Annotated in this window: 17 protein-coding genes; all 17 read right to left on the bottom strand. The window is 62.2% G+C overall.

All coding sequences use genetic code 11. The features are described from left to right. Positions 1–3: 3 nt before the first annotated feature. The 17 genes from E4633_RS01000 to gspE all read right to left on the bottom strand — a co-directional run bounded on the left by E4633_RS01000 (position 4) and on the right by gspE (position 15059). Positions 4–1335, bottom strand: coding sequence for a penicillin-binding transpeptidase domain-containing protein (locus E4633_RS01000; RefSeq protein ID WP_135868420.1), 1332 nt, complete (start codon positions 1333–1335; stop codon positions 4–6). Positions 1336–1368: 33 nt separating this feature from the next. Further along, on the bottom strand, positions 1369–2706 hold the full coding sequence (locus E4633_RS00995; protein ID WP_135868419.1) for a YhjD/YihY/BrkB family envelope integrity protein: 1338 nt from the start codon (positions 2704–2706) through the stop codon (positions 1369–1371). 88 nt (positions 2707–2794) lie between these two features. After that, positions 2795–3112 (bottom strand): YtxH domain-containing protein, encoded by a 318-nt coding sequence (locus E4633_RS00990; RefSeq protein WP_135868418.1) that lies wholly within the window; start codon positions 3110–3112, stop codon positions 2795–2797. Positions 3113–3116: 4 nt separating this feature from the next. Further along, a complete protein-coding gene (locus tag E4633_RS00985) occupies positions 3117–3512 on the bottom strand; it encodes a DUF948 domain-containing protein (protein WP_135868417.1) in 396 nt (131 codons plus the stop codon). Between the two features lie 109 nt (positions 3513–3621). Beyond that, positions 3622–4488, bottom strand: coding sequence for a cytochrome C (locus E4633_RS00980; protein WP_135868416.1), 867 nt, complete (start codon positions 4486–4488; stop codon positions 3622–3624). Between the two features lie 316 nt (positions 4489–4804). Beyond that, the gene (locus E4633_RS00975) at positions 4805–5620 is read right to left on the bottom strand and encodes an ABC transporter substrate-binding protein (protein WP_135868415.1); all 816 of its coding nucleotides are present in this window, start codon (positions 5618–5620) and stop codon (positions 4805–4807) included. A 251-nt stretch (positions 5621–5871) separates the two neighbouring features. Further along, the gene (locus E4633_RS00970) at positions 5872–6606 is read right to left on the bottom strand and encodes an amino acid ABC transporter ATP-binding protein (protein ID WP_135868414.1); all 735 of its coding nucleotides are present in this window, start codon (positions 6604–6606) and stop codon (positions 5872–5874) included. A 109-nt stretch (positions 6607–6715) separates the two neighbouring features. Further along, entirely contained in the window at positions 6716–7552 is an 837-nt protein-coding gene (gene gspN / locus E4633_RS00965; RefSeq protein ID WP_135868413.1) for a type II secretion system protein GspN, read from the bottom strand. Next, positions 7553–8095: a general secretion pathway protein GspM gene (locus E4633_RS00960; RefSeq protein WP_135868412.1), complete on the bottom strand. Its 543-nt coding sequence runs from the start codon at positions 8093–8095 to the stop codon at positions 7553–7555. Further along, entirely contained in the window at positions 8092–9381 is a 1290-nt protein-coding gene (gene gspL, locus E4633_RS00955; RefSeq protein WP_135868411.1) for a type II secretion system protein GspL, read from the bottom strand. Before gspL ends, E4633_RS00960 begins: the two co-directional genes overlap by 4 nt. Beyond that, a complete protein-coding gene (gspK, locus tag E4633_RS00950) occupies positions 9381–10313 on the bottom strand; it encodes a type II secretion system minor pseudopilin GspK (protein ID WP_135868410.1) in 933 nt (310 codons plus the stop codon). The genes gspL and gspK overlap by 1 nt, the downstream gene beginning before the upstream one ends. Continuing rightward, positions 10310–10948 carry a type II secretion system protein GspJ gene (locus E4633_RS00945; protein ID WP_135868409.1) on the bottom strand — a complete coding sequence of 213 codons (639 nt, stop codon included), beginning with the start codon at positions 10946–10948 and terminating at the stop codon, positions 10310–10312. The genes gspK and E4633_RS00945 overlap by 4 nt, the downstream gene beginning before the upstream one ends. Then, complete coding sequence (locus E4633_RS00940) at positions 10938–11282, bottom strand: type IV pilus modification PilV family protein (RefSeq protein ID WP_135868408.1); 345 nt, start codon at positions 11280–11282, stop codon at positions 10938–10940. Before E4633_RS00940 ends, E4633_RS00945 begins: the two co-directional genes overlap by 11 nt. Continuing rightward, complete coding sequence (locus E4633_RS00935) at positions 11279–11806, bottom strand: pilus assembly FimT family protein (RefSeq protein WP_135868407.1); 528 nt, start codon at positions 11804–11806, stop codon at positions 11279–11281. The genes E4633_RS00940 and E4633_RS00935 overlap by 4 nt, the downstream gene beginning before the upstream one ends. Positions 11807–11832: 26 nt before the next feature. Continuing rightward, positions 11833–12276, bottom strand: a complete 444-nt coding sequence (gspG, locus tag E4633_RS00930; protein WP_135868406.1) for a type II secretion system major pseudopilin GspG — start codon at positions 12274–12276, stop codon at positions 11833–11835. Between the two features lie 37 nt (positions 12277–12313). After that, a complete protein-coding gene (gene gspF, locus E4633_RS00925; RefSeq protein WP_135868405.1) occupies positions 12314–13516 on the bottom strand; it encodes a type II secretion system inner membrane protein GspF in 1203 nt (400 codons plus the stop codon). Beyond that, on the bottom strand, positions 13497–15059 hold the full coding sequence (gspE, locus tag E4633_RS00920; protein ID WP_135868404.1) for a type II secretion system ATPase GspE: 1563 nt from the start codon (positions 15057–15059) through the stop codon (positions 13497–13499). Before gspE ends, gspF begins: the two co-directional genes overlap by 20 nt. Positions 15060–15074 lie beyond the last annotated feature (15 nt).

Below are 15074 nucleotides of genomic sequence, written 5' to 3'. Positions count from 1 at the left end.
CACCTACCGGAAAAACGCCTCGAGTGCCTGTTCGCCCACCGTGGTCGCCTTGATGCGCCACTTGTTCTCGTTGATCACCAGCGCGGCGAGCGCGATCTGGGGATCTTCCATCGGAGCATAGGCGGCGAACCAGCTGTAGTGTCCCGCGGGATCGGTGCCGTCGATGGAGCCTGTCTTGGCGGCGATCTTCACCGAGGCAAGCATCCTTCTTCCCCTGCGGTCGTGGAAGGCGCGGCGCGAGGTGCCGCTCTCCACGGTGGTGGCGAGCATCTGCGCGAGCGAGTTCGCCGTCTGAGGGGTCATCACGGTACGCAGCGGCTGTGGTTTCTGGGTGAAGACGACGCTCCCTTTCGCGTCGCGGATCTCGCTGGCAAGCGAAGGGGCCATCATCACGCCGCCGTTGGCAACCGATGCCATGATGGCGGCGGCGTGGAACGGAGAGATCTTCACCTCGCGGTTGAGCCCAGCCCCCATCCTCATCAGCTCGTCGATGGTGCCCGGCGCCGGGGCCGTGCTGGCCGCTATCGGGCTGTTGGAGAACATGGGCTGGTTGAAGCCGTACCTCCCCGCGTACAAAAGCAGCGGGTCGCGTCCCACCACCTCGCCGGCCAAACGGCCGTACACCGGATTCACCGATTTCCCCATGGCGAGGGAGAGCGGCATGGTCTGGTTGCCGCGCCCCGGTTTCACCCTCCAGTACTTCGGGCTTTCCGAGGTGAGCTTGCCGTTGAACGCAAAGGGGGTCTGGGGCCCGACTTTCTTCTCTTCGAGGGCGGCCGTCGCGGTCACGATCTTGAAGAGAGAGGCCATCGGGTAGAGGTGGTAGTTGGCGTCCTTCTCCCAGCCGGGGCGGGAGGCGGAGTGGGATACGGCGGCGAGGATGCGTCCGGTCTTCGGATCCATGGCGACGAAGAGCCCGTAGGGGACCTTGTAGTCGGCGAAGAGCTTCGCGACCTTTTGCTGCACCTCGGCGTCGATGCTGTAGATCACCTCTCCACCCTGCGGCAGGGGCGCCGACAGCTTGCCGTTTTGCACGCGGGCACTGGAATAGGCCCCGGCGGCGAGCTTGAAGGCACTTCCCTGATCCAGTTTGGAGAGGGATACCGCGGCGGGCTTCGCAGCGGTCGGCGCGCTCTTCGCGCGCGGGGAACCGAAGAGGGAGATGATGGGGTAGCCGGCAAGCAGGAGAGCGATGGCAGGGAGGAGGTACTTGAGCCGTTTCTTCTGCGGCTTGGTCTCCTTGATCTGCCTGAAGGTGTTGCGCCCGTCCTGTTCCTTCGCCCTGAGGAATCTTCTTTTGCTTTTCTCTTTGTCTATATCTTTGAAATCTTGCATGTCCCGCTTCTGGCCGTCAGTTTAATCGGGCCACTATATGTCAACTGCTCCCCCTTTGTCAACGCCGTCAGGGCGCTTTTCCGGCAGCGCGAGATCCTTTAGGGAAAGCCCCTCCAGTGCGGCGCGAAGGGCGCGTTCGGAGCTTGCCACAATTGCCTCCGCCTGCTCCTCGCCGGCGATGCTTGCGGAGGCGCCGCGCCGCCTGAGGGAGAGGAGCACGTCTGCGATGGAGACCTGGTCTAAGTCGCGGGCGGGATAGAAACTGCCGCGTCCCTCGCCCGCCTGCACGATGAACCCCTGTTCGCGCAGATGCTCCAGGGTGTCGCGCACGATGCGCAACGGGATGCCGAGTTTGACGGCAAGGTGGTGCTCGCCCCAGGCGGGCTCGCCGCGGTAGAAGGAATCGGCGATATGCCGAAGCGCCGACAGCGCGACCAGCTCCTGCAGGGCGTGGCTGATATCGCGCCCGCGGATGTCGCGCCGGAAGGTGCTCCTGTTCTGGTGCGCCGCGACGACCTCCATCCCGAAGAGGACGATGATCCAGCTGACGTAGAGCCATACCATGAGGATCGGGAGGGCGGCAAGGGTGCCGTAGATGGCGTTGTAGTTGCCGGCGCCCACCTGGAAGTGAATGTAGGCCCACTGGGCGAACTGCCAGAGCGTCCCGGCGAGCACAGCGCCGACGGCGGCCGAGTCGAAGCGTACCCGGGTGTTGGGGATGAAGACGTACAAGAGGAAAATGGCGGTCCAGACCACGAGGTAGGGGGTGAGCCCCAGGGTGAACAGGAACAGGTCCCCGAGGTAGGTCTTCTCGATGATCCAGCTGGTGAGCCACTTGCTCTGCAGCGTGGTGGTGATACTGGTCGCGGCGAGCAGCAGAAGCGGTGCGCTGATGAGGACGCTCAAGTAGTCGCTGAACTTGCGGTAAAAGGAGCGGGTCTCCGGGACGCCCCAGATGGCGTTGAAGGCCTCCTCGATGCTCCCGAGCATGCTGATCGCGGTGAAGAGGAGGGCGGCAAGGCCTATGGCCCCCACCGAACCCATGTTGGTGTTGCCTATGTAGGAGACGACCCGGTCCACCACCTCCTCGTTGCCGGCGGTCACCTGTTTCAGGATGAGCGGCACCAGGCGGTTCTGGGCACCGAGCCCTTTCAGCACCGAGAAGGCAAGGGCCAGAAGGGGGACCAGCGAAAGGAGCGAGGTGAAAGAGAGGGCCGTCGCGCGCAAGAGCGCGTTGTTGGCCATGAAGTTGGCGAAGACGAAGTCCAGAAACTGCAAGAGCCTGAGCCCCTTCCCCTTAAAGCCGCCGACCTGTGCCGGATCGTGGCGCCAGATCATACCGGGGAATTTGTTCTTGTTGTTGTCATTCATACCGGATGCACCACCTGCTGCCCAAAGGGCGTCTGCTTGAACGAAAAAAAGCCCACCGGGGTGGGCTTTTTCGGCGGGGGAACTCCCCTTATACCTCTTGGGACTTCTGCTTTTCTTTTTCCCGCTCCATCGCCTCTTTACCCGCCTCGATAGCGGAGGCGATGATGCTCTTCTTTTCCAGCACCAGATCCTTGCCGTCTTCGTAGCTGGTCCTGATCTTTTCCTGTGCTTCGCTCGCGTATTCCTTGATCTTGTCCACCGCGTCGTCGGCCATGTCCTTGATCCTGCCGCGCAGTTCCTCGCCGGTCTTCGGCGCGAACAAAAGTGCGGCGCCGATGCCTACCGCGGCTCCGGCAAGGAAGGAAAGCAGCATGGTTCCGGTCCCGATATCATTATCTTTTGACATGGTGTTACCCCCTAATTTTGGATTTCACTATTCTATCAACAATATATCTTGTCGCAACCTTGAGGCCGGTCGCATAGACCGAAGAGTTCGTCACGATGTCTGAGGCGATCCCCAGCACCTTGTTGATCATGCGTATGTTGTGTCCGGCGTGGCCGAGCTCGCACAAAAGCATGTTCACTCCGTCGGCGTTGGCAGCAGCGGCGCTCGTCACTGTCTGTACGTCGGAGACCGTGTCGCGCAACTCCTTCACGAGCGGGGTGATTTCCTTCTGCAAAAGGTCGGCGGCACTCTGCATTGAGACAGCCGCCTTCTTTAGTTCCACGAGAACCGGTATCATGCACATTGCCAGGATCACGAGTGTTACCGCCGTCACTGCCGAGGTTATCTGTAGAAAGAGCATGCGATCCTCCTGGTGTTACGGGAACTGAATTTTAAAAGGCTTGGATTACGTGGGAGGGGTAAAAAGGTCGGGGAGGCCGCGTGGCCTCCCCGATGTACTGCAGGAGTCGTTACTTCTTGGCCGGTTTGGCAGGCTTGGCAGCAGGCTTGGCAGCCGGCTTGGCCGGAGCCGGGGCCGCCGCGTCACCCCAACGGTTCAGGTCGTGGGCGATGCTGTGGCACTCGCCGCATTTCGGGAACTTCGCCATGATGGCGGCCGGGTGCGGCTTCACGTGGCACTGGGTGCACTGCGGCACCATCTTGTGCTTGTTCTGGTGGCAGTAGACGCAGGCGAGCTTGCTGTGCTTCGCGGTGCTTGCGGTGAGCAGGCTGAACGCCTTGCCGTGGCAGGCCGCGCACATCTTGGACTGGGTGTCGGACTTGTAGGTCACGTCAGCCGGCTTGTGGGCCTGGTGGCAGACCTTGCAGTCTTTGGCGCCCATGTCGTTGGAGTGCGGTTTGTGGCACTGGGTGCACTCCGGAATCCGGCCGTGAACGTTGTGGCAGAACGAGCAGTTGAGGGCGGTGTGCTTGCTCTTGAAGGTGCGCAGCTGCTCGATCTGGCCGCTGTGGCAGGTGAGGCACGGATCGGTTACGTTGTTGCCGAACTTTATGTTCTTCGGAGTATGGGGGTTGGAGTGGCAGCCGAGGCAGCCCTGGAGCTTGTAGTGCGGCTTGCCGTCGTGGCACTGGCTGCACTGCGGGATCGGTTTCTTAACCTTGGGCGGGTGGCCGACGTGACAGTCCTGGCAGGTCACCTCGGTCTTGTGCTTGCCACCTGCAGCGGCGATATCCTTGGGCGGCTGCTCATGGCACTTCACACAGTCCGTATTGCTCAGTACTGCCGCAGGTTGTGCGGGATCGGCAGCGGTTGCGGTTCCCACAAAAGCGAACAGCGCAAGGGCCGCTACAAGGTTGAAAAACTTTGCTACTCTCATTGCCCCCTCCTTGGTATTAAAACAGAGTTAATTTTAAGCATGGATTTATATAACGTCTTGAGGTGAATTGTCAAGGGTTTAGGCACTAAAAGGGAGGCTCTGATCCAGCATTCAAGCGATGTAAGCTGAACTTACTCCTGTGCTGAGCGGGAAACGATCTGTCTGAGGCAGAGATGACCAAGAAGAAGGGGAGGGGAAAAGGGAATTCAGCCGGAGAAATGGTGCATCGGGGCAGAAGTTTTCCCAGTCAGGATGTGGCGGTAGTGAAAAAAAATCCCCCTCCCGTCAAAGGGAGGGGGAGAGCTGGCAAGAACTGTTATTTGTCGGCGGTGATCTTGAAGGTGCGCTTGAGCGGGGTGGCTGTTTTCGGACCGAACCACTTCTCGAAGATCTTCTTCGCTTCGCCGTTTTTCTCCATCTCGAGCAGGGTCTTGTCCACGAAGGCGACGAAGTTCTTGTCGTCCTTGCGCATGCCGAGGCCGTACGGCTCTTCGGAGATCTGCAGGTTCGGGATCTCGAACTTGCTGCGGTTGGGCGCCTTGCCGAGGATGCCGGCGAGGATCGACTCGTCGGTGGTGACGGCGGCAACCTTGCCCTGCTGCAGTGCGAGGAACGCCTGCGGGTAGTCGTCGAAGGAGAGGACGGTGGCAGTGGGGATCGCCTTGGAGACGTTCTGCTCGGACGTCGACCCCTTGGCGGTGCCGATCTTCTTGCCCTGCAGGTCCTTGAGGGTCTTCACCTGTCCCTTCTTGGTGATGAACTTCTGGCCGGTGAGGAAGTAGGTGTAGCTGAAGTCGATCTGCTTCGCGCGCTCCGGGTTTTTGGTCATGGTGGCGGCGATGATGTCGATGTTCCCTTCCATGAGCTGCGGCATGCGGGACGCCGAGGTGACCGATTTCAGTTCGACCTTCACGCCGAGTTTCTTGGCGATGTACTTGACGAAGTCGATGTCGTAGCCCACGATCTCGCGGCTCTTCTCATCGATGTAGCCGAAGGGGGGGAGCGAGTCCTTGACCCCCGCCACGAGCACGCCCTTTTTCTTCACTTCCGCCAGGGTGTCCGCCGCGAGAGCTACCTGCGCCGTGAGTACCGTCAGGACCATTGCAGCAAAAAGCGTCATCAGTTTCTTCATCAACATTCCTCCTTGGATAAAAGAATCGTTCTAAGTTCTATGTTCTAGGTTCTACGTTTAAACGACACAAAGCGTACGGCATTATACCAGAGTGATTTTCACACGCATCCCGTCACACAAAAAAACTTCCCATGGCTGCTCTCTGTTCTATCTGAGTGGAGATGCTGCGAGGCATGTCCCGCGTCAGCGCGATATTCGGTTTCGCCGTTAACCTGGAACATAGAACATAGAACTTAGAACGGCCTTTAGGTTCAATGCATTGGTGACAGCAGCTGTTTCAGGAACTGTTTCGCCCTGTCGTGCTGAGGATTTATGAAGAACTCTTCCGGGGCGGCCTGCTCCAGTATGGTCCCCTGGTCCATGAAGACGACGCTCTTTGACACCTCGCGTGCGAACCCCATCTCGTGGGTGACCACCACCATGGTCATGCCGCTTAGCGCGAGCTTTTGCATGACGTCGAGCACCTCGCCGATCATCTCCGGGTCGAGCGCGGAGGTGGGTTCGTCGAAGAGCATGATGCGCGGCTTCATGGCGAGCGCGCGGGCAATTGCGACGCGCTGCTGCTGTCCGCCGGAGAGCTGCGCTGGGTAGGCATCGCGCTTCTCGGCAAGGCCCACCCGCTCGAGAAGCGCCATGGCCTGTTCTTGCGCTTCCGCCTTCGGGGTTTTTCTGATCTTTATCGGGGCGAGGGTGATGTTCGAAAGTACGGAGAGGTGTGGGTACAGGTTGAACTGCTGGAAGACGAAACCGACCTCGGCGCGCAGGGCGTTGATGTCGAGCTTTTTCTCGCTCAAGTCCTTGCCGTCGACGATCAGGGTCCCCTGGTCGATCGGCTCCAACTGGTTCACCGTCCTGATCAGAGTCGACTTGCCGCTGCCTGAGGGACCGCAGACGACGACAACCTCGCCAGGCTTCACGTGCAGGTTGATATCGTTCAGCACATGGAGCTTCTTGAACCACTTGTGGACGCCGCGGAATTCGATCATGGGTTGGTCCTCTCGTTAAGACGAGCGCTGCACTTCGCTCATTACAGTAATGTTAAGTAAGAGAGGAGGCAAATGCAACCCAAAATCTGAAACTGTGTTTTGTTTGAGTCTACATGGATGGATGGGCGAGGGTGCCGCGGATCGGCACGCTGAAGGCCCCGGGGGAGCTCTGGTACTTGGTCAGCAGTAAAAACACGAACTTCTGCCGCTCCAGGAAGGAGGGTTTCGGCATCATCTCCATGGTCAGGTTGAGCGGGGATGCCCCGAGCGGAGTCCCGAGAACGGTGTCCCCGGAAAGGCGAACGTAGACGCCGTCGCCGTTAAGGGTGAAGCTTTTTAAAACGGCACGCCCTTTTTGGACCTTCAGCACGCCGCGTATTTCGCGGTAAGCGGCATCGGGAAGCGGCATGGCGCCGATCTTGACCCCGGCGACCTCGGCGGAGCGGACCTCAAGCTGCAGGTCGCCCACGCTGCCACCCTTGCCCTCCTCCATTTTACCGTTCACCCTCAGTTCCCCCCTGACCTTGGCCTCGGCCACGGTACTGAAGAAGGGGATGTCTTCCAGGCGAACGCCGCGGCACTGCAGGCTCCAACCCTTGCCCTTGCCCAGCTCCAGCTCCCCATTCGCCTCGCCGGTACCGATGGCGCAGCGGTAGGCGAGGCGGGCCTTGCCGGTGAGAAGGGGGAGCATCTCGAGGCGCACCTTCACGTCGGAGAGCTTCAAAACGGTCCCTTTGGCGGTACCCAGTTCCACCTTGTCGGCGTGCAACGCAAGCGGGAATCCCTTACCGAGGCCCGCGCACTCAAGCGTATAACCGGCATTTTCCGCAGCCCGCACCAGCACACCCTTTATGGCGTAGTTCGGGGTGAACAAAAGCGTAAGCAGCAAAAACAGCAGGATCGCCGAGGGGATACCCAGGGCGAGGTATAGGGCACGTCTGTTCATCTATTTCCCCGCCGGTGCAGGCTTGATCAGCGCGATGGTGAGTGCTACGTCGAGCTTCGAGGGATCGTCGAACCTCTGCTTGATAAGGGCCTTCTTCACCGTCACCGGGCGCGTCCCCTTCTCAAGGCGGTAGACGAGGTTCACCGCCTCGTTTGCGGAAAGCCCCTCCATCCTCACCTCGGCGGCGTCCTCGACGTAGCCGGGGATGTCGTCACCCTTGACCGGCTTGATCTGGCTGCCGCGACCCTTGATGCCGGTCTCCTCGATGATCTTGGCCGGCGAGTCGTCCGGTCGAGTGGCCATGAGCCGGTTCGCCATGCGCTGGGCACCGGCGTTCGCCTCCTGGTAGCGCAGCTTCAGGCGCATCATCTCGCCGATGTCCGCCTCACGCGCGGCGCGCTTGTGCTCGAGCGCGGTGATGCGGCTGTTGATCGCCGAGAGTGCGACCACGATGGCGAGGAGGACGGCGAGTGCTACGCCGATGCGCTGGCGGATCGTGCTGTCCAGTCCCTGCAGCATGCTGATCATCTCCTGGCGGCTCATTGGCTCACCCCCTTGATCTTTCCGCTAAGCGTGAAGGTGATGCTGCCGTCGGCGCGGGACTTCGTCTCGCTCACCTCGGCCCCCTCGAGGAGGGCGGCGGCGCGCCCTTTGAAATCGCTCGCGGCCTGGATGCTCTTCGCGTCACCCTTTAAACGCACGTCGTTGCCGGTCACCTCGGTCTCGTAGATCCCACCCACGTCCTCCCCCTTCACCTCGGAGAGGTCCTTCAGGAATTTGAGCACGTTGCTGGAGGTCTTGGCCCCCTCCAGGCGCTTGATCTCGGAGCGCAGCTCGGCCACCTCGTCCACCGCCTTCTTGCGGGTCGGGAAGACCTCCTTGTAGATGCCGGTGATGGTGCGGTCGAGCGAGGTGAGGTCGCGTTTCACGAGGTAGTAGCGCACGCCGCTCTCGGCGAAGATGAGAAGGACGAGGGCCGCGGCGAGTATGAGGCTCATCTTGAGGCGCTGGTAGAGCTTTTCGGTGGCGGCGGTGTAGGCGAGGGGACCGCGGCGCAGGTTGACGGCGGAGCCGTCCGCGACTGCGGCAGCGAGTGCATAGGCGCCGGCGAGATCGTGCGAGGCGCGCGGGTCATCGCCGAAGGCTTCGAAGAGATCCTTGCCCGATGGCGACTCCGCGTCGCCTTCCAATTTCCCGGGGGCGTGCGAGATGATGCGATCCACGCGCAGCTCGCGGGAGAGTTCCAGCGCGGCGATGGTGCGCGTGAGCTCGGCTTCGGTGGCGCCCGGGGGGAGGGCACGGAAGTAAATGGGGGCCCCGTCGCGGTACGCAGCCAGCGCCTCGCCGTCGCTCACCGCCACGGTCCCGGTGGCGGGGGCGAGCTTTTCCCAGTGGAAAAGGGACGCGGTGACTACTTCCGGTTCGAGCCCCGCTTCTTTTAGGAGCGCGATCTTTTCGGAAAGGTCCTGAACCTTGCCCCAGACCGCGAGCACCTTGCCGCCGGCAAGCGGCAGGGCGTCGAAGGCGAGCTGGTCGGTGTCGAGTGCGGTCTCTCCCTTCAATTCGAGCGGGAGGAGTTCGCGTACCTTGGCGCGGTCGGTGATGGGGAGTTCCAGCTCCCTCATGAACAGCGAGGACGGCGGGAGGGCTAGGACCACGCGGTGCTCACCGGCGGCGATGGAGCTTCCCGCGATGATGCGGGAGAGTTCCCCCTCCTCGCCCATGAGCGGGTGCCGCTCGGCGGAGAGGAAGGTCGCGCCCCCCTTCTTCGCCTTGAAGGAGGCGAGCACCAGCTCGGACCTTTTCAGTTGTACGATCAGCATGTCCATCAATATTCTCTCCAGTAAAGGATCGTAGGCGATGTGCTCTCCACGTTGGTCACCACGGCCTCGGCGACGCTGACGCTTTCTCCCACCTTCCCCTCGGAACGGATGCGATAAATGAACCCCTTGCATCCCACCTTTAGGGACAGGGTGTTGGTGAGCGGCGAACTGCCAAACACATCTGCGAGCGTCTTGATCACCTTGGTCTTGCGGTACTCTAGGATCTGCGCCACCTGGTCCCCGGTCATGAGGCTGTCGTCCAGCGACATGAGGACCTCCTTGGGGGCGGTGTTGATGTTGATCTTCGCCGCGGCGATGCCGTTTGCCATCCCGTACACCGTGACCATGCCGCGCAGCTTGGCCAGCACCTCGGGGGGGTAACCCTTGACGAGGCCGAGCTCCTCAATCGTCTCCAGCTTGTCGTTGTGCACCTGCAGCGGCGGCTTCAGGGTTCCGTAGTAGTTCTTCTCGGCGCCGCTCGGGCGTGGCGTGTCGTCGGTGTCCACCCAGTCCGCCAGGGGGTCGTACAGATCACGCGACAGCTTCAGGTTGTCGAAAAGCCTCAACAGGGCGTTCTTGTAAAAGTCGTCCGGCACCCCGGTCTGCGAGGTCGCCGAGTTCAGGTCGATCTTGCCGCTCTCCTCCTCGATGGTGACGGTCACCGTGCCGTTGTCCGCATCGAGTGACTGGGGTTGCGCCCACGGCTCGAGAAGGGAGCTGTACTGCTCACCAAGCCTGAGCGAGCTGGAGACCTGCAGTAGCTTGATCCCCCCCGCAACCCCCGACTCCGCGAGCATCCCTGCCTGCTGCGACGCCACGAAGTTGCGGCTGTGCGAGGCGTCGACGTAGACCTCGTTGACGAATTCGGCCAGAAGCGCAACGAGGAGCGTGGTCACGATGAGCGCTATGACGAGGGCGAAACCCTTCTCCCCCCTCATATCCCTTTCCTCGGTGTGGCGACGGTGCTGAAGGTCTCTCCCCCCTTCACGGTGATGGTGATCCTGACCTTCTGCGGCATCTGGTTGTTGAGTGCGGTATCCCAGGTCTTCACCCACTTGGCTCCGTCCCAGCACTCGACCAGGAACCCCTCCAGCCGGTCCATGACCGGGTAGGGGACCGAGGTGACGCTGGTGTCGAGGTAGAGGTCACGCGCCTCGCGCACCAGGGTGAGGGCCTGGTCTTCCTCCTTTTCCTGCACCGAATAGCGCACCACCATGACGTCGGACGCGGGTGAGGGGTCGATGCGGGGCGGGGTGACCGCGGTGAACTGCAAAAGCGACGCGGGTTTGCCGAAGCTGTCCCGGTCCTCCACCACGAAGTGGTATCGCTGCGTCGTTGTCGTTGTTGTTGCGCCTGCGTTTGATGTGGCTGCCTTGAAAAATGCCGAAGACAGCTCGTCGTGCAGTCTTCCGAGCGTCGTGGAGAGCTCGCGGCGCTCCTCCATCCGGACGCCTCCCTTTTCGCGCGCCCCGACCACTGAGAAGTAGGTGCCGTACAGCGCGCCGGCGAGGATGACCAGAAGAGCCAGGGCGATCAGGACTTCTATGAGCGTGAAACCCTTGTTACTGGGCATTTTGCGGCACGTATTGCACAAGGGAGAGCCTTTTGCTGTTGTTGCCCCAGATCACGGTGAAGCGGATCATGTTGAGGCCCGGGATGTCGGTCTTCGAGATCTCGCGCTCCCACTTGTGATCGGGATGATCGGGGGCGAAGGTCCCCTTGGTGTCGGTCTTCTTGGCGAACTCCGGGTCCTCGAGCTTCGCGCGTCCAAGAAGGACCGCGGTGGTCTCCTCCGTGTCCTCGGCGATCCTGGAGAGATGGTAGTTGACCGATGAGATGACGGTCAAAAGGACGCCGGCGGTGATGGCGAGGGCGATCATCACCTCGAGCAGGGTGAAGCCTCTCACGAAGTAACCTCCTGGTATCCTTCCTGGACCGTGACCTTACCCCCGGAGGGGTAGGCGATGACGGTGAAATGCACCTTCCCCGCCTTCAGGTGGATGGTGACGCCGTCCCCAAGCCCCGCCGGTCCGAAAGGGATCACCACCTCCCCCTCGTTGACGACACCCCGGCTGCCCACGCTCACGTCCTCGATGTCGATACCCTCTTCGACGAGTCGCCGCCCCATGAACTGGTCCTGCGGCTGCATCTCCTCGCCGGTGGGAGAGAGCTCGGCGATGTGGGTGGTGTTCTCCCCGAGCTCCAGGTGCAGGCGGTAAACCTTCTTGGTGATGATGGCCTGGTCGTTCAAAAACCTGATGCCGCTCGCCAGGTTACGTGCCGAACTCTTCAGCCGGGTCCCCTCCGTATCCGGCAGGCGCGGGAGCACGATCCCCGCTGCCAGGGCGATGATGAAGACCACCACCATGAGCTCCAGGAGGGTGAAGCCCGCCTCGCGGCGGCACGATTTACCGGTTTGCTTGCCAGCCAAAGAATCAGTCTCCCGACAACCTGCCCCTATTTCATGCTCCAGCTTTCGATGTCGGCGTTCTTGCCTTCGCCGCCGCGGGCGCCGTCCGCGCCGTAGGACGAGAGGTCGTAGTCGCCGTGCTCGCCGGGGGAGAGGTAAACGTAGTCGTTGCCCCAGGGGTCCTTCGGGATGTTCTTGTTCTCCAGGTAACCTTCGGCCCGGTAGTTGTTGGGGACCTTGCCGGTGGTCGGCTTGGTCACCAGGGCCTGCAGCCCCTGCTCGGTGGTCGGGAAAACGCCGCTGTCGAGCTTGTAGAGCTTCAGTGCGGTCTCGATGTTGCGGATCTGCACCTTGGCGTCGGCGACCTTCGCGTCGTCGCTGCGGCCGATGATCTTCGGCCCGACCAGGACGGCCAGAAGGCTCAGGATGACGATGACCACCATCAGTTCGATCAGGGTGAAGCCGCGGCTGTCTTTCAGTTGTTTCAGCATGGGTAGACCTCGCAATGAATTTTATGGAGTCAGTCGACTATTTAACCAGCTGGTTCAGTTGCATGATGGGGAGCAGCACCGCGATGACCATGAAGCCTATGCTGAGTCCCATGCCGAGGATCAGCATCGGCTCCAGAAGCGCCATGGAACGGGTCACCTGGGCGTTGAACTCCTTCTGGAAGGCGTCGCCCGCCTTGATGAGCATGGCGTCGAGCTCGCCGCTCTTCTCGCCTACGGCGGTCATGTGGGTCAATAGCGGCGGGAAGAGCGGGCTCGTCTTCAGCGCCCCGGAGAGGCTCCCACCCTGGATCAGGGTCTCCCGCGCCTGGGCGAGAAAGCTCTTGTATTCCCGGTTCACCACGGCCTCGCCGGTGATCTCCATCGCCTTGATGATGGGGACGCCGCTTTGCAGCAAAAGGCCCAGCACCTTGGCGAAGCGGGACAGCACCAGGCGGCGCCAGAGCTGCCCGGCAATCGGAAGGCGCAGGATGAAGCGGTCGCGCCTGACAAGAAGCTCCTCGTTCGCCTTCACCCGCTTCCAGGCGGCCACGGCCAGGATCACGAGCGCCCCCATGGCCCACCACCCCTTCCTTACCAGGGTGCTCGCCTTGATGAGGAGAATTGTGACCAGCGGCAGGGTCGCCTTGTTGGTCTCGAATACCGCGGAGATCTTCGGGACGACGAAGCCCAAAAGCACCATCATGACGCCGACTCCGACCACCACCATGATGGCGGGGTAGATGAGGGCGGTGATGACGCGGCTTCTCACCTCGGCCTGGTCCTCCTGGAACTCGGCCAGGCGCTCCAGCACCACGTCGAGTGCGCCGCTCGCCTCGCCGGCGGAAACCATGCCGATGTAGCTCTCGGAGAATACCTGCGGCTCCGCGGCAAGTGACTGGGCAAGCCCCTGACCCTCGGCGAGCCGGTCCCGCACCCGACCGAGCACGCGTTTCAGCTCGCCGGGCGCCTCCTGTTCCCAGAGCGTCGCGACCGCCTCGTAAACCGGGACGGCGCTGCCCAAAAGGGTGGCGAGGCGCCTCGTGGCGAGGGAGAGGTCGGGGACGCTGACGCCGGAACCAAACGACCAGCGCGAGCCCGCCTCGGTCGCCGGGGCGATCTCCTTGGCGAAGAGACCTTTCCCCTTGAGCTGCAGGCGCGCCTCGGCTTCAGTCGCCGCGTCCATGGTGCCGGTGACCTCGGCCCCCTTCTGGTTGAATGCGCTATAGCGAAAGGTCGGCATAGTCGTCCTGGGTCACCCTCAGGACCTCCTCGATGGAGGTTATCCCCTGGGCCGCTTTCAAAAGGCCGTCCTCGCGCAGGGTGCGCATCCCCTTCGAGACGGCGTACTCCTTGATGGCGCCGGAGGAGGCCTGCCGGATGATCATGGAGCAGAGCTCCGCGTCGATGGGGAGGAGCTCGTAGATGCCGACCCGGCCGATGGTCCCGAGGTTGAAGCACTTCTCGCAGCCGCGGCCGCGGTACAGAAGTGGCGGGAGCTCGACGCCCGGGTAGCTGCGGTCCGGGACGTAGGACTCCTTGCAGTGCGGGCAGATCACGCGCACGAGGCGCTGGGCGAGTACCGCTGAGAGGGACGAGGCGACCATGAAGGGCTCGATCCCCATGTCGATGAGGCGTGTTACCGCCGTTGCGGCGTCGTTGGTGTGCAGGGTGGAGAGGACCAGGTGGCCGGTGAGCGAGGCCTGCATGGCGATCTCGGCGGTCTCGGCGTCGCGGATCTCGCCGATCATGACGATGTCCGGGTCCTGCCTGAGGATGGAGCGCAGACCGTTCGCGAAGGTGAGGTCGATCTTCGGGTTCACCTGGATCTGGCCTACACCCTTCAACTGGTACTCGATCGGGTCCTCGACCGTGATGATGTTCTTTTCCGGCGAGTTGATCTGGGAGAGCGCCGCGTAGAGCGTCGTGGTCTTGCCGCTGCCGGTCGGGCCGGTGACCAGGATGATGCCGCTCGTGCGGGACAAAAGCCGCTCCATGAGGAGGTCGTTCTTGTCCGAGAGGCCGATCTCCTTCAAGGAGAGCACGCCGCGCTGCTTGTCCAGAAGCCTCAACACCACGCGCTCGCCGAAGAAGGTCGGGATGAGCGAGACGCGGATGTCAACGTCGCGCCCGGCGACCTTCACCCGGATGCGGCCGTCCTGCGGCAGCCTCTTCTCCGCGATGTTCAGCCCCGACATGATCTTCACGCGGGAGGTGAGCGCCTCCTGGATCACCTTCGGGGGGGAGAGCATCTTGTAGAGGAGACCGTCGATCCGGAAGCGGACCTCGAGCTCCCGCTCGAACGGCTCGATGTGGATGTCGCTCGCGCGCTCCTTCACCGCCTGGAAGAGGATCGAGTTCAGAAGCCGGATCACCGGCGCCTCGTCGGTCAGCTCCATAAGGTCGCGCGGCTCGTTGAACGAGGTGGCGAGGGTGGATAGTTCCTCTCCCTCGAGCTCCTCGACCACCTCCTGGGCGGAGCCGGAGAGGCGCGAGTAGAGCCGGTTCACCGCGTCGATGAGGACCGGCTGCGGCACCACGACGGTGCGCACCGGGAGCTGGAAGAGCCCCGCCATCTCGTCGAGAGCCAGTAGGTTCGCCGGGTCGGCGCTCGCCGCCACCACCGCGCCCTCCTCCTCGCGCAGCGGCAACAGGAGGTTGTTCCTGGCGAAGTTCAGGGGCACCCGGTTCACCAGGGCGCCGTCCACCTTCGTGTCGTCGATCTCGGCCTGGAAAGGGAGGCCGAGGCGTTCCGCTATGCGTTCTATATCGAGCGTTTCTGCCATGGGAGTCTGTCCGCC

It is taken from the genome of Geomonas terrae, assembly GCF_004791675.1.
Lineage (GTDB): Bacteria > Desulfobacterota > Desulfuromonadia > Geobacterales > Geobacteraceae > Geomonas > Geomonas edaphica.
Note: the sequence above shows the minus strand (reverse complement) of the source record. Positions and strands in the feature narration are given on the sequence as shown.